Here is an 18,850-nt window from a genome sequence, read left to right as displayed (position 1 = left end):
TGCCCTCCCGTCGCCCACCGCCACCCTCAATGGAGCCGCTTCGCGGCACTGCGCTTCCGTTCCGTCGCCCACCGCCACCCTCAACGGAGCCGCTTCGCGGCACTGCGCTTCCGTCCCGTCGCCCACCGCCACCCTCAACGGAGCCGCTTCGTGGCGCGGCGATTCCGATTGCCCCTATTGGAGGTGATGTGCACCGCAGCGGTTCCCGGCATCCAGGGTTAGGGTTACCCGTCGGTACGCCAACCCGCTGGAGGTTCGATGCGCTCGCCGAAGGACTTCTTCGCCCCGCTGGCCGTGGGCGCGCCGGAGCCGGTGCGGCAGATCCCCGCGCTGCCGTCGCGGATGATCCACTTCTTCGACCCCAGCAACGAGAAGATGGCCGCGAAGGCGCCGGAAATCGCCAAGAAGGTCGACGTGCTGCTCGGCAACCTGGAGGACGCGGTCAGGGCCGACCGCAAGGAGGCCGCGCGCGCCGGGCTGGTCGAGATCGCCAAGGCCAACGACTTCGGCCGCACCCAGCTGTGGACCCGGGTGAACAGCCTCGATTCGCCGTGGGTGCTCGACGACCTGATCACCCTGGTCACCGAGATCGGCGACCAGCTCGACGTGATCATGGTGCCGAAGGTGGAGGGCGCGCAGGACATCCACTACGTCGACCGGCTGCTGGCGCAGCTGGAGGCGCGCGCCGGGCTGACCAGGCCCCTGCTGGTGCACGCGATCCTGGAGACCGCGTCCGGCGTGGCCAACGTCGAGGAGATCGCCGGGGCCAGCCCGCGGATGCAGGGCATTTCGCTCGGACCGGCGGACCTGGCCGCGAGCAGGCGGATGAAGACCACCCGGGTGGGGGGCGGACATCCGGGTTACCTGGTGCGCACCGACCCGGTCGGCGAGGACCTCAACGCCGGGCGGACCACCTACCAGCAGGACCTGTGGCACTACACGGTGGCACGCATGGTGGACGCGTGTGCGATGCACGGGATCCTGCCGTACTACGGGCCGTTCGGGGACATCCGCGACGTGGTCGGCTGCGAGGACCAGTTCCGCAACGCGTTCCTGCTCGGGTGCGTGGGCGCGTGGAGCCTGCACCCGGCGCAGATCGACATCGCGAAGCGGGTGTTCTCGCCGTCGCCGGAGGACGTGGCGTGGGCGCGCCGGGTGATCGCCGAGATGGGTGACGGCACCGGCGCGGTGATGATCGACGGGAAGATGCAGGACGACGCCTCGGTGAAGCAGTGCCGGGTGGTGGCGGAGCTGGCCGACGCGCTGGCCGCTTCGGACCCGGAACTGGCCGAGGCCTACCGGGAGGCGCAGTCGTGAGACCACGCAGGTCCGTGCTCTACATGCCCGGCGCGAACGAACGCGCGCTGGAGAAGGCGAAGACGCTGCCCGCGGACGCGCTCATCCTCGACCTCGAGGACGCCGTCGCGCCGGACGCCAAGGAAGCGGCGCGGGAACGGGTGTGCGCTTCGGTGTCCCAGTACGGCTCGCGCGAGGTGACGATCCGGATCAACGGCCTGGACACCTCGTGGCACGACGCGGATCTCCGGGCCGCGGCCCAGGCGGGTCCGGCCGCGGTGGTGGTGCCGAAGGTGAACTCGCCGGGCGACGTGCACAACGTCGAGCGGGCGCTCGAGCTGGGCGGAGCGCCGGCCGGGACGAAGATCTGGGCGATGCTGGAAACCCCGGTCGCCATGCTGCGGGCCGCCGAGATCGCGGCGGCTTCGGACCGGTTGACCGTGCTGGTGATGGGCACGAACGACCTGGCGAAGGAGCTGCACGCGGAGTTCGTGCCGGGGCGGGGTCCGCTGCTGGGGAGCCTCTCGCTGGCCCTGCTCGGCGCGCGGGCGGCGGGAAAGGTCATCCTCGACGGCGTCTACAACGACGTGAAGGACGTCGAGGGTTTCGAAGCGGAATGCGTGCAGGGCCGCCAGTTCGGCTTCGACGGCAAAACCCTCATCCACCCGGCGCAGCTGGAGCCGTGCAACCGGATCTTCGCCCCCTCCGCGGACGAAATCGCTTCGGCGCGGAAGATCACCGCCGCCTTCGAAGAGGCACGGGCCGCCGGCCGCGGCGTGGTGACGGTGGACGGGCGGATGATCGAGAACCTGCACGTGGAAAACGCCCGCCGAATCCTGGACCTGGCCGAAGCCATCGGCAAGGCGGAGTGACGGGCGGACCGCCTAGAGTTGGCGCATGACCAGCGGGCTGCGTTCGATCGAGATCGAGGGGTTCACCTCGATCCGCTCCGCCGCGGTCGAGCTCGGGGCCCTCAACGTGCTGGTCGGCGCCAACGGCGCGGGCAAGAGCAACTTCGTGCACGCCTTCGAACTGCTCGGCCGGATCGCGGACCGCCGGCTCGGGATGTTCGTCGGCCTCGCCGGGGGCGCTTCCGCGCTGCTGCACCACGGCGCTGAGGAGAAGCGGATCGGACTCGAGGTGCACGCGGCTGACGGCGACTACCTCGCTGTGCTGGTCCCCGCGGCCGACGATGAGCTCGTTTTCGACATCGAAGCTTTCTCGGCCGGGACTTCACAGGAGCCGCCGGACCGCGGCGGTCACCGCGAGTCGCACCTGCACGACGAGCCGATCCTCGAACTGCTCCGCGCCTGCCGGGTCTTCCACTTCCAGGACACGAGCCGCGACGCCCCGGTCAAGCAACGCGTACCGACCGCCGACAACCTCTCCCTGCGCAACGACGCCGGGAACCTGGCGGCCGTGCTGCTCGGCCTCCAGTCCAGTGAGAACACTCAGGAACGGGCTGCCTACCAGCGCATCGTCCGCACCATCCGGCTGATCGCCCCGTTCTTCGACGATTTCGTGCTGGTTCCGGAGAGCAGCGAGCGCGTGTTGCTGCGCTGGCGTCAGCAGGGGTCGGACGCGGTGTTCTCCGGCAACCAGATGTCCGATGGCACCCTTCGGTTCGTCTGCCTGGTGACGCTGCTCCAGCAGCCGAACCTGCCCGCCGTCGTGGTGCTCGACGAACCGGAACTCGGTCTGCACCCGTCGGCCATCGTGTTGCTGGCGGACCTGATCAAGCAGGCGTCCGCGCGCAGTCAGGTCCTGCTGGCCACCCAGTCGGTCACCCTGATGAACCAGTTCAGCGTGCAGGACCTGATCGTGGTCGAGCGGGACGAGCGAGGGGGGTCGGTCTTCACCAGGCCCGACCCGGACCGGCTGCGGGACTGGCTGGACGAGTACTCCCTCGGTGAATTGTGGGAGAAGCACCTGATCGGCGGACAGCCGGGGACGCGAGGCAGCATCACCGATGCCTGACCGGTTGCACCTGCTGGTCGAGGGGCAGACCGAGGAGGAAGTCGTCCGGCTCGTGCTCCGGCCCCACCTCGCCGCCCGGGGCTGGCTCGTGACCTCGTCGATCGTGCGCACCCGGCAGGCCGCCGATGCCCGGCGGGGTGGGGTGACCAGCTGGGCCAAGATCGAACGGGACATCCGGATGTTGCTCGGCAGCACCAACCTCCGGAGGTTGACGACCTTGTTCGACTACTACGGCTTCCCTGCCGACGCACCCGGGATGGCGGATCGTCCCGCTTCGTCCGCGGTCGAGCGAGTGCGCCACGTCGAGCGGGCGCTGGCGGACAAGATCGGTGACCACCGGTTCGTCCCCCACCTGGTGCTCCATGAGACCGAGACCTGGGTGTTCGCCGCCGGGGCGGAGTTGGCTGAGTTGCGCGGCACCCCAGAACTGGCCGAGCGGCTCAGAGCCGACATCGCGGCGGCGGGTGGAGCCGAACTCGTCAACGACTCACCCGAGACCGCGCCGTCGAAGCGGCTCGGCGCGTACTGCGACGGCTACGCGAAGGTGGTCGAGGGGCCGTTGGCCATCGAAGACCTGGGAATCGATCGGCTCCGGGAGGGTTGCCCGCACTTCGCGGAGTGGCTGGGGCGTCTCGGCTGACCTGGTGGGCCGGGGGTGGAGGGGATGGCCGACAATCGGGGGAAAGCGGACCCTCCCCGTTAGGAAGTACGTTGACCGATCTCACCGCGTTGCGGGCAGAGCACGAGCGGCTGTGCGCCGAAGGACTGAAGCTCGACCTGACCCGTGGCAAGCCCGCGCCCGACCAGCTGGAGCTGTCCACCGCGTTGCTCGACCTGCCGGGGGCCGCCGGGTTCCGGGCGGCGGACGGCACGGACACCCGCAACTACGGCGGGCTGCAGGGGCTGGCCGAGCTGCGTGAGATCTGGAGCGAGGTGCTCGGCATCCCCGCCGCGCAGTTGATCACCGGGGGCAACTCCAGCCTGGCGGTGATGCACGACGCGGTGGTCGCGGCGCTGCTGAACGGGACCACGGACGGACCGGCGTGGGCCGGGCAGCAGATCAAGTTCCTCTGCCCGGTGCCCGGCTACGACCGCCACTTCGCCATCTGCGAGCAGTTCGGCATCGAGATGATCCCGGTGCCGATGGACGAGCACGGCCCCGACCTGGCCGAGGTCAAGCGCCTGGTGGCCGAGGACGCGCAGATCAAGGGCATGTGGTGCGTGCCGAAGTACAGCAACCCGAGCGGCATCTCCTACTCCGACGAGGTGGTCGCCGAGCTGGCCTCGATGCCGGCCGCGGCGCCGGACTTCCGGCTGTTCTGGGACAACGCCTACGCGGTGCACCACCTGACCGACACCGCGGTGGAGATCGCCGACGTGCTGGCGCTGGCCGCCGAGGCCGGCCACCCGGATCGGCCGTTCGTGTTCGCGTCCACCTCGAAGATCACGCTGGCCGGTAGCGGGGTGTCGTTCTTCGGCGGGTCCGAGGCCAACGTGAAGTGGCTGCTCGCGCACCTGAGCAAGCGCACCATCGGCCCGGACAAGGTCAACGAGCTGCGGCACGCGCGCTTCCTGCCGGACGCCAAGAGCGTCACCGAGCACATGCACCGCCACCGCGAACTCATCCAGCCGAAGTTCGACCTGGTGCTCTCCATCCTGGACGCCGAACTGGGCCAGGTGGACGGCGTGAGCTGGACCAAGCCCGAAGGCGGTTACTTCATCAGCCTCGACGTGCCGGACGGCTGCGCCAAGCGCGTGGTCGAGCTGGCCGGTGACGCCGGGGTCAAGCTCACCCCGGCGGGCGCGACCTTCCCGCTGGGCCAGGATCCGCGTGACCGCAACATCCGCCTCGCCCCGACCTTCCCGAAGATCGACGAGGTCGAGGCCGCGACGCGGGGACTCGCCGTGTGCGTGCGGCTCGCGGTGGCTGAAGCCCAGCGTTAAACCGGTGGCCCCATCCCCACGTAACGAATAACTTCGTGGGGATGGGGAAACAGGGGGCGCCGCGCAGCGGCTCAGTCGAGGGCGGTGGCGGGCAGGCGCCTGGGCTCGGGGGCGACTTCGCGCGCCTGTGGTCGGCGAACGCGGCGACCAACATCGGGGACGGGGTGGCGCTGGCCGCCGGTCCCCTGCTGGTGGCCTCCCTCACCAGCGATCCCCGGCTGGTGGCCGCCGCCGCTTTTGCCCAGCAGTTGCCGTGGCTGCTGCTGTCCCTGGTCAGCGGCGTTTTTGTGGACCGGCTCGATCGGCGGAAGCTGATCGCCGCGGTCAACGGGTTCCGCGCGCTGGTGATCGGCGGGCTGGCCGTCGCCATCCAGGCCGAGGTCGCCACGGTGTGGTTGATCTACCTGGCCTTCTTCCTGGTCGGCACCGCGGAAACGCTGGCCGACAACGCCTCCAGCACGATCCTGCCCAGCCTGGTGCCGGAACCGCTGCTGCCCAAGGCGAACGCCCGCCTGGTCGCGCTCCACATGGTCGCCAACCAGTTCGCCGCGCCCCCGCTGGGCGCGGCGTTGTTCGCGCTGGCCGCGGCGGTGCCGTTCGGGGTGAACGCGGTGATGTTCGTGGTCGCCGGGCTGCTGGTGCTCGGCATCAAGGGCGGGCAGCGCACCGAGCCACCCGGGGAGAAGCGCCCGATCCGCACCGAGATCGCCGAAGGCGTGCGCTGGCTGGCGAACCACCGGGTGCTGCGCATGCTCGCGGTGACCATCTGCCTGATGAACGTGACGCTGATGGCCGCGTTCGCGATCCTGGTGCTCTACGCCCGTGAACGGCTGGGCCTCGGCGAAGTCGGCTTCGGCCTGCTGCTCACCTCGACCGCCGTCGGTGGCCTCGCCGGGACCGCGCTGGTCGGGCCGATGCGGGCGCGGTTCGCCGATTCGACGCTGCTGCGCGTCGGGCTGGTCGTCGAGACGCTCACGCACGTCGGCCTCGCGCTCACGCAGACGCCGTGGGTCGCCGCGGTGACGCTGGTGGTCTTCGGGGTGCACGGCTCGATCTGGGGCGTGATCGCGATTTCCTGGCGCCAGCGGGTGGTGCCGGAGAACCTGCGCGGGCGCGTGCACAGCGCCTACATGCTGTTCTCCATCGGCGGGGCGGCGCTGGGCAGCGCGATCAGCGGCCCGATCGCGAGCCGGTTCGGCATCACCGCACCGTTCTGGGGGTCCGCGGCGGTGATGGGGTTGGTGACGTTGGTGGCTTGGCGGTTGCTGAAATCGGTCAGACCGGCCACGGACGTTGCTCCGGCCGAAGCTGCTCCACCGCGGTAGCCAGCCGCAGCACGCCGAGGTCGTCGAACCGGCGGCCCGAGATCTGCAAGCCGATCGGCAGGCCGTCGGCGGTGTACCCGCAGTTCACCGAGATCGCCGGTTGCCCGGACATGTTGTACGGCACGGTGAACGCGATGTGCTCGAACGGCCGCTCCGGATCGTTCGTCGGCGACGCGTGGTCCGCCGGTGGCGCGGAGACCGGGCAGGTCGGCGACAACACGAAGTCGTACGGCTCGGTGGCCCGCAGGGTCCTCGCGCTCATCACGTCGATGCAGGAGAACCCGCGGTACCCGGTCAGCCCGTCGACGCCGACGGCTCCCCGGGCCCAGTCGGCGATGTACGGCAGCACCTTCGCCTGGCGGTCGGCGGGCAGCGCGCTGATGTCCGACCAGGCCCGGATGCGCCAGAACACGTCGAGCCCGTTGAGCAGTTCGCTGGTCAGGAACGGTTCCACGGGTTCGACCGCGGCACCCGCCTGCTCCAGCCGCCGCGCCACCTCGGTGACCGCGGCCAGCGTCGCCGGTTCGACGGACAACCCGGCACCCGGGTCCACGTGCAGGCCGATGCGCAGGCCGCGCACGTCCGGCTCCAGCTCGAGCCACGGGATCTCCGCTGGCGGCAGGCTCAGGTGGTCACGTGCGTCCGGCCGCGCGATGACGTCCATCAGCAACGCGGTGTCGGCGACGGTCCGGGTCATCGGCCCGGCGACCCGGCCGATGTACGGCGGATCGACCGGCACCCGGCCGAAGCTCGGCTTCAGCCCGGCGAGCCCGCACCAGCCCGCCGGCAGCCGGATCGAGCCGCCGATGTCGGTGCCGACGTGCAGCGGCCCGTAACCCGCGGCCGCCGCCGAACCCGCACCGGCGCTCGAACCACCCGGCGTCCTCGCGGTGTCCCAAGGATTGCGGGAAGCGGTGTGGAAGCTGGACAGGCCCGAGGTGAGCATGCCGTAGTCGGGCATGGTGGTCTTCGCCAGCAGCACCCCGCCGGATTCGCGGATGCGGGCCGCCGCCGGGGCGTCCTGGCGCGCGGGCCGGAGTTCGGTGGCGGCCGTGCCCAGCGGCACCGGCGTGCCCTCGGTGGCGATGTTCTCCTTGAGCGTCAACGGAACGCCGTCGATCGGGCCGAGCGGTTCACCCGCCTGCCAGCGCGCCTCGGACTCCTTCGCCAGTGCTCGGGCGGACGACGGGTCGTAGGCGTAGAGCGCGTGCAACTCCGGTTCACGGGCTTCGATGCGGGTGAGCACCGCGTCGGTCACCTCGACCGGTGAGACCGTGCCCGCGCGGTAGGCCGCGACGAGTTCGGTGGCGGAGAGATCGGGCAGGTCGGTCATGCGTCCTCCAGCAACTCAGGCGGGCGGGGTGAAGCGGCCGTCGACGGCGGTCCAGCCGCCGTCCACCGCGAGCACCGAGCCGGTGACGAAGGTCGACGCGTCGGAGGCCAGGTAGACCACGGCGCCGGCGAGTTCCTCCGGTTTCGCCCACCGGCCGAGCGCGCCCTTGTCGGCGTACGCCCGGTACCAGTCGGCGTCGGCCTTGATCTGGGCGGTCAACGGGGTTTCCACCACACCCGGCGCGATCGCGTTCACCCGGACCCCGGCGGGCCCGAACTCGGCGGCGGCGGTGCGGAAGAACTGCACCAGCCCGGCCTTGGTCGCCGCGTACACCCCCTGCCCGGGTTCGACCGTCGTGCCGCGGATCGACGAGAAGCCGATGATGCTGCCGCGCCCGCGGTCCACCATGCCCGCGCCGAACGCCCGCACCACCTCGAAGGTGGCGCCGAGGTTCAGCCCGACCACGCGGTCGAACTCCGCGCGGGTGTAGTCGAGGATCCGCTTGCGCACGTTCATCGCGGCGGTGAGCACCACGATGTCGATGTCGCCGAGGTCGGCGGCGGCCCGGTGCACGGCGTCGGTGTCGAGCAGGTCGACCTCGTAGGACTCGCCGCCGATCATCTCGGCGGTGGCGATCGCGGTCCCGGCGTCACGATCGGCGCAGACCACCGACGCGCCCTGGGCCGCCAGCGCTTTCGCCGCTTCACGCCCGATCCCGCTGCCCGCGCCGAGCACCACGGCATGACGGCCGTCGAGCCGGAACAGCTTTTCGTAGTTCACGGCCGGATCACCGCCATCCGCGTCACCGTCAGCTCCTCGACGGCGAACCGCGGCCCTTCCCGCCCGATACCGGAGTCCTTGACCCCGCCGTACGGCATCGTGTCCGACCGGAACCCCGGCACCTCGTTGACCACCACACCACCCACTTCCAGCTGGTCCAGCGCCCGGAACGCGGTGTGCAGCGAGCGGCTGAACACACTGGCGTGCAGCCCGTACCGCGACGCGTTGACCAGTTCGAACGCTTCGTCCACATCGGACACGCGGCGCAGGCACACCACCGGTCCGAAGATCTCCTCCGCCCAGCAGTCGGCGTCGTCCGGCACGTCGGCGAGCACCGTCGGCCGCACGACCGGCCCTTCGGCACCCCCACCGCCGAGCACCTTCGCACCCGCTTCGACCGCCTGCTCCACCCATTCCAGCACGCGCCGCGTGGACCGTTCGTCGATCAACGCGGACACGCGCGTGCTCTCCTCGCGCGGATCACCGACGACCACTTCGTCCAGCCGCGCCAGCAGCTTCGCGGTGAACTCGTCGGCCACCGCGTCGACCACCAGCAGCCGCTGCACCGAGATGCACGCCTGGCCGGAGGCGTAGAAGCCACCACGCAGCACGGCGTCCGCGGCGGCGTCCAGGTCGGCGTCCTCGGCGACCACCAGCGCGGCGTTCGACCCCAGCTCCAGCAGCGTCTTGCGGGGTGCCGCGTCCCGGGCGATCCGGTGCCCGACCGCCGCCGAACCGGTGAACGACACCGCGCCCACCCGCGGATCGGTGACCAGCGTCGAGCCGACCTCCACGTCGCCGGTGACCAGCTGGGCCACCGGCACCGGCGCGCCCGCTTCCGCCGCCGCCTCGCGCACCAGGTGGACCAGCCACAACGTGGCCAGCGGGGTGGCGGGCGCGGGCTTGGCCACCACCGGGCAGCCCGCCGCGATCGACGGCGCGATCTTGTGCGACGCCAGCAGCAGCGGGTAGTTGAACCCGGCGATGCCGACCACCACGCCGATCGGCTTGCGCACCCAGAAGCCGACCAGGCCGTCCCCGGAGGGCAGCAGGTCCAGCGGCACCGTCTCGCCGTGCAGGCGCGCCACCTCCTCGGCCGCCGCCTCCCAGGTGACCAGCGTGCGCGCCACCTCGACCCGGCAGTCCACCAGCGGTTTCCCGGTTTCGGCGACCAGCAGCCCGACCAGTTCGTCCTGGTGGGCGGCCAGCCGGTCACGCACGCCGGTCAGCACCGCACGCCGGACGCGCGAGGGCAGCGCCGCCACCGCGGGCGCGACCGCCACCGCTTCGTCCAGCGCCCGCCGGGCCAGTTCCGCCGTGCCCACCGGCGCCGTGGCGACCACGCTGCCGTCGTACGGGAACCGCACCGGCTCGGTGTCCGGAGTGGACACCCAGGCGGTGCCGATCGGCAGGCCGTCCGGATAGCGCATCAGTTCTCCCCGAGTTCGCTCAGTACCGCCCGCAACGTCGGCGCCGCCGCGATCAGGTCGCGGGTGTACTCGTGCGACGGCGTGTCGTAGACCCGGTCGACCGGGCCCAGTTCGACGATCTCGCCCGCCCGCATCACCGCCACGGTGTCGCAGAGGTGCCGCACCACGGACAGGTCGTGCGAGACGAACACCAGCGTCAGCGCGAAGCGGTCGGCGAGATCGGCGAGCAGGTCGAGGACCTGGCCGCGCACCGAGACGTCCAGCGCGCTGACCGCCTCGTCGGCCAGCAGCACCGCAGGCCGGGGCGCCAGCGCGCGGGCGATGGAGATCCGCTGCCGCTGCCCGCCGGAGAACTGGTGCGGGTAGCGCTGCCCGGCGTCGGCGGGCAGGCCGACGGCGTCGAGCAGTTCGGCCACCCGATCCGCCCGGTCCGGCGACCGGCCCAGCGGTTCGGCGATGATGTCGCGCACGCGCATCCGGGGGTCGAGCGAGCCCATCGGGTCCTGGAAGACGAGTTGCAGCGAGGACCGCAGGAACCGCAGCCGCCGCTCCGGCACCCCGTCGATCCGCCTGCCCTGGAAGCGGATCTCGCCGGAGGTCGGCTGGTCCAGCGCGGCCAGCAGTCTGACCAGAGTGGACTTGCCGGACCCGGATTCGCCGACGATGCCGAACCGCTGCCCGGCTTCGACGGTGAACGAGACCCCGCGCAGGGCTTCGGCCCGCTGGTAGACCCGCCACAGGTCACGGACTTCGATCATCGCCGCGCCTCCAGGTCCGAGGCCGCCAGCAGCTTCTTCGTGTAGTCGTGGGCCGGGTTCAGGAACACCTCGCGCACCGGGCCCTCCTCGACGATCCGCCCGTCCAGCATCACCAGCACGCGCTGGCACATCCGCGCCACCACGGCCAGGTCGTGCGTGATGAACAGCAGCGCCTTGCCGTCGACCCCGGCGCGGATCAGGTCGAGGACCTGCGCCTGCACGGTGACGTCGAGCGCGGTGGTCGGCTCGTCGCAGATGAGCAGCGCCGGATCGTTGGCCAGCGCGATCGCCAGCACCACGCGCTGGCGCTGCCCGCCGGAGAGCTGGTGCGGATAGGCGCGGGCGATGCGTTCCGGCTCGGGCAGGCGCACCTGGTCGAGCAGGTCGATCGCGGCGCGTTTCGCCGCCTTCCGATCGGGTTGCGTGCGGTGCACCCGCATCACCTCGGCGACCTGGTTGCCGACGCGCATCGACGGGTTGAGCGCGGTCATCGGCTCCTGGAACACCATGGCCAGCTCGCGCCCGCGCAGTCCGGACAGCTCCCGCTCGGACGCCCGCAGCAGGTCGCGGCCGCCGAGTTCGACGGTGCCGGTGGCGGTCACCCCGTGCGGCAGCAGGCCGAGCACGGCGGACGCGGTCAGCGACTTGCCGGAACCGGATTCACCGATCAGCCCGACCCGTTCACCGCGGTCCACGGTGAACGAAACTCCGTGGACCAGGCCGTGGCCACCGGTGGACAGGCTCAGCCGCTCAACCCGCAACACGGCGCACCTCCAGCTTCGGGTCGAACCGGTCGCGCAGGCCGTCACCGAGCAGGTTGAAGCCGAGCACCGCGACCGCGATGGCGATGCCGGGCACCAGCGCCAGCCGCGGTTGCACGGCCAGCAGTTCCTGCGACTCCTGGAGCATCCGGCCCCACGACGGCGTCGGCGGCCGCGTGCCGAAACCGAGGAACGACAACGCCGCCTCGGCCAGCACGGCGATCGCGAACGACACCGACGCCTGCACGATCAGCAGGCCGGAGATGTTCGGGAACACGTGCCGGACCGCGATGTGCCACCGCGAGCGACCGGCCGCACGGGCGGCGAGCACGTACTCCGTGCTCATCACGCGCAGCGTGCCGGACCGGGCGATGCGCGCGAACGACGGCACGGTGGCGATGCCGATGGCGATCATCGCGGTGAGCGTGTCGGCGCCGAACACCGCGCCGAACAGGATGGCCAGCAGCAACGCCGGGAAGGCGAGCACCAGGTCGTTGACCCGCATGATGAACTCGCCCAGCCAGCGGTGCGACATCCCGGCCAGGATGCCCAGCGGTGTGCCGAGCACCGCGGCCACCCCGACCGCCACCACGCCGACGTACAACGTGGTGCGCGCGCCGACCATCAGCTGGCTGGCCACGTCCCGGCCGAACTTGTCGGTGCCGAACAGGTGGTCGCCGGTCGGCCCGAGCAGGCGTTCCCCGGCGCTGACCGCGGTCGGGTCGTACGGCGTCCAGAGGAAGGAGAGCAGCGCGGCGAGCGCCACGAGAACGACGAGGAGGCCACCGAACTTCACCGCGCACCTCGCAGCTTCGGGTCGAGCACCGTGTAGAGCAGGTCGACCAGGAAGTTCACCAGCAGCGCGCCGGCCACCAGCACCAGCACGATGCCCTGCACGGTGAGCAGGTCGCGGGCGGACACCGCGTCCAGCAGCATGCTGCCGAGCCCCGGCAGCACGAAGACGCGTTCCACCACCACGGCGCCGACCAGCAGCGTGGTCAATTGCAGGCCCAGCACGGTGACCACCGGGATCGCCGCGTTGCGCAGCCCGTGCCGGACCAGCGCCCGCCCCGGCATCAGCCCCTTCGACCGCGCGGTCCGCAGGTAGTCCTCCCCGAGCACGTCGAGCACCGACGACCGGACGTAGCGGGTCAGCACCGCGCCCTGCACCACCCCCAGCGACAACGCGGGCAGGACCAGCCCGCGCAGGAACTCGCCGGGGTCCTGGACCGGCGGTGTCCAGCCACCGGAGGGCAGCCACTGCAACCGCACCGCGAACACCTGCACCAGCAGGATCCCGGCGAGGAAGGCGGGTACCGCGATGCCGAGCTGGGAAGCCGCCGACACGACCGTGCCGCTGGCCCTGCGGTGGCGGACGGCGGCGAGCGTGCCCGCCGGAACGGCGATCAGCAAGGCCACCAGCATGCCCGCGCCGACCAGCCACAGCGTCACGCCGAGCCGGTCGGCGAGCTGCGGCCCGATGGCGTCGCGCGTGACGTACGACCGGCCGAAGTCGCCGGTGAGCACCCCGCCGATCCAGTCCAGGTACTGGGTGGGCAGCGCCCGGTCGATGCCGAACTCCTGCCGGGTCTGCGCGAGCAGTTCCGGGGTGGCGTTGACGCCGAGCGCCACCTGCGCCGGATCGCCGGGCAGCACCGCGGTGAACACGAACACCACGATCGACGCGGCCAGCAGGCTGACCACGAAGATCGCCGTGCGGCGCAGGATCCGGGCGGTCACTCGGACCTCCCCAGCGTGGTCAGGTCGAACGACTCGCTGACCTGGTTGCGCACCAGGCCGGTCACCTTCTTCTTGGCGGCGACCACGTTCGGGAACAGGAACAGCCAGTCGGCGGCGGCGTCCGCGCTGAGCGTCCGCGCCACTTCGCGCATCGCGGTGACCTGCTCCTCGGGGGTGCCGGAGTCGGCCTTCGCCAGCAGGTCACGGGTTTGCCGGCTGTCGTAGCCCCAGTAGAACGACGGCCTGCCGAAGGTGGTGATGTCGCGGGCTTCCACGTGCTGGATGATCGACAGGTCGTAGTCGTGGTCGGTGAACACCTGCTTCAGCCAGACCGCCGGGAAGTCCAGCGGCTCGATCGTCACCGTCACCCCGACCTCGGCCAGCTGCGACGCCACCACCTGCGCGCTCGACACCGCGTACGGCAGGTTCGGAATGCGCAGCCGCAGGTTCAGCCGGGGCTTGCCCGCCTCGGCGAGCAGGGCGCGGGCCTGCGCCGGATCGTGCGGGTAGGCGCCGGAAAGGTCTTCGTACCAGGGGTCCGTGGGCGGGACCATGCTGCCGATCAGCGTGCCGCGCCCGGCCCACGCGGTGTCCAGCAGCGCCCTGCGGTCGATCGCCATGGTCAGCGCCCGCCGCACGCGCACGTCGTTCAGCGGCTCCTTGGCGTTGTTGAACGCCAGCACCACCTCGCTGTTCGTGGTGCCCTGGAGCACGTTGAACCGGCTGTCCGCCTCGAACTGCGGGATCGAGTCGGGTGCGGTGATCGTGCCGATCACGTCGATGCCGTTGCTCAGCAGGGCGTTGTTCAACGCGGTCGGGTCCTTGTAGTACTTCAGGTAGACCGTGCGGTAGGCCGGCTCGGGGCCGCGGAAGCGCTGGTTCGCCCGCAGCACGACCGAATCGCCGCGCCGCCGGGAAGCCACCTCGTACGGCCCGGTGCCGACCGGCTTGTTCGCCAGGTCCGCGATGCCGGTGGGGGTGAACATCACGCCGACCCGGCTGGCCATGTCGAACAACCACGCGTTGCTCGGCTTGCTCAGCACCACCCTGGCGTGCCGCGGGCCGAGCACCTCGACCCGGTCCACGACGTCCATTTTGGACTTGATGGAAATGGTCCAGTCGGTCTTCACCCGGTTGATCGAGAACTTCACGTCCTCGGCGGTGAACTCGGTGCCGTTGCTGAAGACCACGTCCGGTTTCAGGGTGAAGTCGTAGGTGAGCCGGTCCGGGCTGACCGTCCACGATTCGGCCAGCAGCGGGACCACCCGGCCCTGGTCGTCGAGCTTCACCAAGCCCTCGTAGACGTTGTACAGCAGCGCCTGCGGAATGGCGGCACCATCGGTGCGGGTGAAGTCGAAGTTCTGCGGTTCGGCGGCGAAGCCGACGGCCAGCGTGGACCCGTCGTCGGGCACGAAGGCGGACGAGCCCGCGGAGCAGCCCGAAGCCACCAGCAGCAGCGTGAGCGCCGCGGCGAGAAGTCGGGCTTTCATCACTCCTCCAACCCAGTAGACTGGTCGGACCAGTAGCCGTTAGCGAAGCACCGCCGCCACCCCGAGGTCAAGAGGTGCCCGAGATGGAGTTCGAGCCGGTCGCCCCGGTCCGCGCCTACGAGCGGGTCGTCGAGCAGGTGGAGCAGGCCGTGTTCACCGGCCGGTTGAAGGCCGGGGAGCGGCTGCCCAGCGAGCGCGAGCTGATGGCGCAGTTCGGGGTGAGCCGGTCGACCGTGCGCGAGGCGCTGCGGGTGCTCCAGGCGGGCGGCATGATCCGGTCGAAGCCGGGCGATCCGCGCGGGCCGGAGATCCTGCCCGCGTCGCCGGTGAACCTGCACAAGTCCATGCACCGGCTGGCGCGCGCGGAGAGCATGAGCCTGGCCGAACTGCTCCAGTTCCGGATGCTGCTGGAGGGTTCGGCGTACCTGCTGGCCGCGCGGTTGCGCACCGACGAGCAGCTCGCCGAACTGGACGCGGCGATGACGGCGATGACCGCCGCGGCCGGGCGCGGGTACGAGGAGTTCAGCCGCGCGGACGTCGCGTTCCACGAGACCATCGCGCGAGCCACGCAGAACACGCTGATCGTGGTGTGCGGTGAGGTGGTGCGCGGCATCGTGCTGGACCTGATCGAGGACAAGCTCTCGCACGCCGACGACCGCCGCGCGCTGATGTCGGCCTGGCTGGCGCACCACGCCGAAGTGCTGGAAGCGGTGCGCGCCGGGGACGGGGTGCGGGCGCAGCACCTGGCCAGGCGGGCGATCTACGACCACTACTCCGATTACGTCCCGGAATCGGCTCGGAGCTTGCTGGCCCCCCTGCTGGAAGCGGCAGAATGAGCCGGTGACCACTGACAGCATCGGGCTCTGCCTGTCCGGTGGCGGATTCCGCGCGATGCTCTTCCACACCGGCGCGCTGTGGCGGCTCAACGAACTCGGTGTGCTGTCCCGCCTGGACGTCATTTCCAGTGTCTCCGGCGGTTCGATCACCGCGGGCGCGCTCGCCAGGGCCTGGCCGGAGCTGGAGTTCGAAGACGGGGTGGCGGTGAACTTCGTGCCCGCCGTCGCCGAACCCCTGCGGCGGCTGGCGAACCGCAACATCGACGTGCGGGTGGTGCTGCGCGGCCTGCTGCTGCCGGGCCGGACGGCCGGCGACGAGGTGGCCACGGTGTTGCGCGAGCACCTGCTCGGGGAGCGCCGGATGAGCGAGCTGCCGGAGTCGCCGCAGTTCGTGTTCAACGCGACCAACCTGCAGAACGGCGAACTGTGGTGGTTCTACCGCGACAAGGAGCCGCCGACCGCGGCCGGTGAACCGATCCTGCTGGCCACCGCCGTCGCCGCGTCCTCGGCGTTCCCGCCGTTCCTGTCGCCGGTGCTGGTGCCGACCAGCGCGAGCGAGCAGGAGAGCGGGTTGCCGGACAAGGCCGTGCTCAGCGACGCGGGCGTGTTCGACAACCTCGGCCTGGACCCGGTGCTGCCGCGCTGCGACACGGTCCTGGTCAGCGACGCCGGGCAGAAGTTCGACTTCCACCGGCGGGTCAAGCGGAGCTGGCCGATGCAGCTGCTGCGCGTGCTCGACGTGATCGACAACCAGGTGCGCTCACTGCGCAAACGCGGCCTCATCGAGTGCTACGTCGAAGGCGAGGCGTCGGGCACGTACTGGGCCGCGCACAGCGACATCGCCGACTTCGAGATGCCGGACACGCTGCCGGTGCCGAAGGAGCGCTCGGACCAGCTGGCCGCCGTTCCCACCCGCCTGCACCGGCTCGACCAGGAACTCCAGCGGGGCCTGATCAACTGGGGCTACGCGGTCACCGACGCCGCCCTCCGCAAACACGTCCTGGCCGACGCCGAACCCCCGGCGGACTGGCCGTACCCGGAGACCCCGCTGGGTTGAGCACGCGGCTAACCCAGTGCCCTTTGCAAGTCGCGCCAAAGGTCTTCGGGATCTTCGAGGCCGACGGAGAACCGGATCAGGCCCGGGGGCACGTGGGCGTCACCGGCCAGCCAGGCGCGGCGTTCCACGCAGCTCTCGACGCCGCCGAGGCTGGTGGCGTGCCGGATGAGGCGCAGGCCGGTGCACACCGCGTCGGCTGCTTCGGCGCCGTCGAGTTCGAAGGCGATCATCTGGCCCGCGCCCGGGTAGCGCACGCGCGTGACGTTCGGGTGCCCGCGAAGGCGTTCGGCGAGGAACTCCGCGCTGCGCGACGCCTCGGCCAGCCGCACCGGCAGCGTGCGCAGGCCGCGCAGCGCGAGGTAAGCCTCCAGCGCACCGGGTGTCGCGCCGTTGCGGGTGCGGGCGTCGCGAAGCGCCTTCGCCAGCTCCTCGTCCTTCGTCACGGTCAGGCCGAGCAGCAGGTCGCTGTGCCCGCCGATCAGCTTGGTCGCGCTGTGCACCACGATGTCGGCGCCCCGGTCGAGCGGCTGCTGGCCGAGCGGGGTGGCGAAGGTGTTGTCCACCACCACCTTCGCCAGGTGTCCCTTGGCCGCTTCGGCGACCGCGCCGATGTCGATCACGTCCAGCGTCGGGTTCGTCGGCGACTCCAGCCAGACCAGATCGGCCCACTCGGCGGCGGCCGTCCACGCGGCCAGGTCCGACGGCTCCAGCTCGACCGCCCGCAGGCGCCCGTTCTTCGCCGCGTGGCCGAGCAGGCCGCGCGTGCCGGCGTAGCTGAACCGCGGCACGGCCACCTCGGCCCCGACCGGCAGCAGGTCGATCACCGCCGCCGCGGTCGCGATGCCCGAGGCGAAGGCGGTCGCGTGACCGCCTTCGAGCAGGCCGATCGCCTCCTCCAGCGCCGCCCAGCTCGGCGTACCGTCCTCGCGTGAGTAGGCCCGCGCACCACCGGCGTGGAAGGTGCTCACCGGCACGATCGGGGTGTTCAGCGGCTCCCCCGGCTCCTGCGGCCGTCCCGCCGCCACCGCCCGGGTCCGGGGTGACCAGTCGTCGAAGTCCACCCGGTCAACCTAACCGCAGGTCAGCACTCCCGCTGGGGGACGGGTGGCGCCTAGTGACCGTGCACACTCGCCACCTGGCTCCGTGAGGCCACGGGCCCCGAGTACTCCGGTGCCTTCAGCTTCGCCGGGGACGAGCCGGTCAGCACGGACTGGACCTCGGTGGCCACCCCGACCATGCCCGACCGCCGCGGGTGGTAGTTCAGCGCGCCGAGCAGGTTGATGTCCTTGCCCTGGATCCACGCCGCCCCACCGGGTGCGCAGGCGTCGTGCCCGAGCGAAGCCGGGTACATGTCGACGAAGGTGGTGTCGCCGTCCTCCGCCGCGGCCTTCTCCAGCGCGCCGTTCAACGCCTGCTCGACGCTGTCCAGCCACCGCAGGTCACCGTCGGCGAAGGGCAGGATGTTCGGGCAGGTCCCGGTCGGCGGCCCGATCCGCGGATAACCGACCAGCACCACCTTCGCGTTCGGGGACCGCTCGTGCACGCCGTCGAGCACCTCGGTCACCCGGGTGCCGGTCTGCTCGATGCGCTGCTTGATGGTGTCCACACCGTCGACGGTGAACTTCTCCCGGCACGGCGAACCGGTCGGGTCCTGCTCCCGCAGCGGCGGGCAGTCACCGATCAGGGTGCCGAACACGCCGTGGTCGTTGCCGCCGATGCCGATGGTGACCAGGTCGGTGTCCGCCTTGAGCGCGTTGAACTGCGGCGGGTTCGAGCCGAGCGGCACCGACTGCGCGTTGGTCATGTTCGTGGTGTCCGCGCCGCCGCAGCTGACGTCGGTGAACGAGCCGACGTCGAGGTTGCGGGCCAGGTAGGCGGGGTAGTTGTTGGTGGACCGGGCGCAGCCCAGCGGATCCAGGCGCATCAGCGGGATCAGCGGGCCGGAGGTGTAGGAATCCCCCAGCGCGACGTAGTTCTCGTAGGCCGGAGCCGCCGAAGCGACCCCGCTCCCCGCGGAAATCCCCGCCAGCAGCGCAGCGGCGACCAATGCACCTTTTTTCATCACGCCCAACTCTCTGCTTGACCCTCAGTTAGCGCTCGAACTCACCCAGTATCGGCAGGTC

Annotated in this window: 18 protein-coding genes; 8 read left to right on the top strand and 10 right to left on the bottom strand. The window is 71.1% G+C overall.

Translation table 11 applies throughout. From position 1 onward, the window contains the following. Positions 1-258 precede the first annotated feature (258 nt). The 6 genes from AC07EG_RS20000 (at position 259) to AC07EG_RS19975 (ending at position 6,542) form a co-directional block, all read left to right on the top strand. The gene (locus AC07EG_RS20000; protein ID WP_478254609.1) at positions 259-1,317 is read left to right on the top strand and encodes an HpcH/HpaI aldolase/citrate lyase family protein; all 1,059 of its coding nucleotides are present in this window, start codon (positions 259-261) and stop codon (positions 1,315-1,317) included. After that, the gene (locus AC07EG_RS19995) at positions 1,314-2,168 is read left to right on the top strand and encodes an HpcH/HpaI aldolase/citrate lyase family protein (RefSeq protein WP_478254608.1); all 855 of its coding nucleotides are present in this window, start codon (positions 1,314-1,316) and stop codon (positions 2,166-2,168) included. Before AC07EG_RS20000 ends, AC07EG_RS19995 begins: the two co-directional genes overlap by 4 nt. Positions 2,169-2,193: 25 nt before the next feature. After that, positions 2,194-3,273 (top strand): AAA family ATPase, encoded by a 1,080-nt coding sequence (locus AC07EG_RS19990; protein ID WP_478254607.1) that lies wholly within the window; start codon positions 2,194-2,196, stop codon positions 3,271-3,273. Then, complete coding sequence (locus tag AC07EG_RS19985; RefSeq protein WP_478254606.1) at positions 3,266-3,913, top strand: DUF4276 family protein; 648 nt, start codon at positions 3,266-3,268, stop codon at positions 3,911-3,913. The genes AC07EG_RS19990 and AC07EG_RS19985 overlap by 8 nt, the downstream gene beginning before the upstream one ends. A gap of 71 nt (positions 3,914-3,984) precedes the next feature. Continuing rightward, on the top strand, positions 3,985-5,217 hold the full coding sequence (locus AC07EG_RS19980; RefSeq protein ID WP_478254605.1) for an aspartate aminotransferase type Ic: 1,233 nt from the start codon (positions 3,985-3,987) through the stop codon (positions 5,215-5,217). A gap of 41 nt (positions 5,218-5,258) precedes the next feature. Further along, positions 5,259-6,542: an MFS transporter gene (locus AC07EG_RS19975; RefSeq protein ID WP_478254604.1), complete on the top strand. Its 1,284-nt coding sequence runs from the start codon at positions 5,259-5,261 to the stop codon at positions 6,540-6,542. On the opposite strand, the gene AC07EG_RS19970 is transcribed toward AC07EG_RS19975, so the two are convergent. Genes AC07EG_RS19970 through AC07EG_RS19935 form a run of 8 tightly spaced genes read right to left on the bottom strand, consistent with a single transcriptional unit; the run spans position 6,493 to position 14,834 of the window. Then, positions 6,493-7,875, bottom strand: coding sequence for an amidase (locus AC07EG_RS19970; protein ID WP_478254603.1), 1,383 nt, complete (start codon positions 7,873-7,875; stop codon positions 6,493-6,495). The genes AC07EG_RS19975 and AC07EG_RS19970 overlap by 50 nt on opposite strands. Before the next feature lie 15 nt (positions 7,876-7,890). Further along, the gene (locus AC07EG_RS19965) at positions 7,891-8,655 is read right to left on the bottom strand and encodes an SDR family NAD(P)-dependent oxidoreductase (protein WP_478254602.1); all 765 of its coding nucleotides are present in this window, start codon (positions 8,653-8,655) and stop codon (positions 7,891-7,893) included. Continuing rightward, positions 8,652-10,088, bottom strand: a complete 1,437-nt coding sequence (locus tag AC07EG_RS19960) for an aldehyde dehydrogenase family protein (protein ID WP_478254691.1) — start codon at positions 10,086-10,088, stop codon at positions 8,652-8,654. The genes AC07EG_RS19965 and AC07EG_RS19960 overlap by 4 nt, the downstream gene beginning before the upstream one ends. Next, on the bottom strand, positions 10,085-10,843 hold the full coding sequence (locus AC07EG_RS19955) for an ABC transporter ATP-binding protein (RefSeq protein WP_478254601.1): 759 nt from the start codon (positions 10,841-10,843) through the stop codon (positions 10,085-10,087). Before AC07EG_RS19955 ends, AC07EG_RS19960 begins: the two co-directional genes overlap by 4 nt. Further along, complete coding sequence (locus AC07EG_RS19950) at positions 10,840-11,604, bottom strand: ATP-binding cassette domain-containing protein (protein ID WP_478254690.1); 765 nt, start codon at positions 11,602-11,604, stop codon at positions 10,840-10,842. Before AC07EG_RS19950 ends, AC07EG_RS19955 begins: the two co-directional genes overlap by 4 nt. After that, a complete protein-coding gene (locus tag AC07EG_RS19945; RefSeq protein ID WP_478254600.1) occupies positions 11,594-12,400 on the bottom strand; it encodes an ABC transporter permease in 807 nt (268 codons plus the stop codon). The genes AC07EG_RS19950 and AC07EG_RS19945 overlap by 11 nt, the downstream gene beginning before the upstream one ends. After that, the gene (locus AC07EG_RS19940; RefSeq protein WP_478254599.1) at positions 12,397-13,344 is read right to left on the bottom strand and encodes an ABC transporter permease; all 948 of its coding nucleotides are present in this window, start codon (positions 13,342-13,344) and stop codon (positions 12,397-12,399) included. The genes AC07EG_RS19945 and AC07EG_RS19940 overlap by 4 nt, the downstream gene beginning before the upstream one ends. Beyond that, the gene (locus AC07EG_RS19935) at positions 13,341-14,834 is read right to left on the bottom strand and encodes an ABC transporter substrate-binding protein (RefSeq protein ID WP_478254598.1); all 1,494 of its coding nucleotides are present in this window, start codon (positions 14,832-14,834) and stop codon (positions 13,341-13,343) included. The genes AC07EG_RS19940 and AC07EG_RS19935 overlap by 4 nt, the downstream gene beginning before the upstream one ends. A gap of 83 nt (positions 14,835-14,917) precedes the next feature. Between AC07EG_RS19935 and AC07EG_RS19930 the strand changes: the two genes are divergently transcribed. Together AC07EG_RS19930 and AC07EG_RS19925 are read left to right on the top strand one after the other, a co-directional pair. Beyond that, positions 14,918-15,670 (top strand): FadR/GntR family transcriptional regulator, encoded by a 753-nt coding sequence (locus AC07EG_RS19930; RefSeq protein WP_478254597.1) that lies wholly within the window; start codon positions 14,918-14,920, stop codon positions 15,668-15,670. 4 nt (positions 15,671-15,674) lie between these two features. After that, positions 15,675-16,727, top strand: coding sequence for a patatin-like phospholipase family protein (locus AC07EG_RS19925; RefSeq protein ID WP_478254596.1), 1,053 nt, complete (start codon positions 15,675-15,677; stop codon positions 16,725-16,727). Between the two features lie 8 nt (positions 16,728-16,735). Here AC07EG_RS19925 and AC07EG_RS19920 read toward each other — a convergent pair whose 3' ends face one another. Continuing rightward, complete coding sequence (locus tag AC07EG_RS19920; RefSeq protein ID WP_478254595.1) at positions 16,736-17,788, bottom strand: trans-sulfuration enzyme family protein; 1,053 nt, start codon at positions 17,786-17,788, stop codon at positions 16,736-16,738. 50 nt (positions 17,789-17,838) lie between these two features. Further along, positions 17,839-18,789, bottom strand: coding sequence for an SGNH/GDSL hydrolase family protein (locus AC07EG_RS19915; protein ID WP_478254689.1), 951 nt, complete (start codon positions 18,787-18,789; stop codon positions 17,839-17,841). Positions 18,790-18,850 lie beyond the last annotated feature (61 nt).

It is taken from the genome of Amycolatopsis sp. NPDC045836 (genome assembly GCF_056431745.1).
The sequence above is the reverse complement of the archived record's forward strand: the minus strand, read 5'-3'. Positions and strand labels throughout refer to the sequence as shown.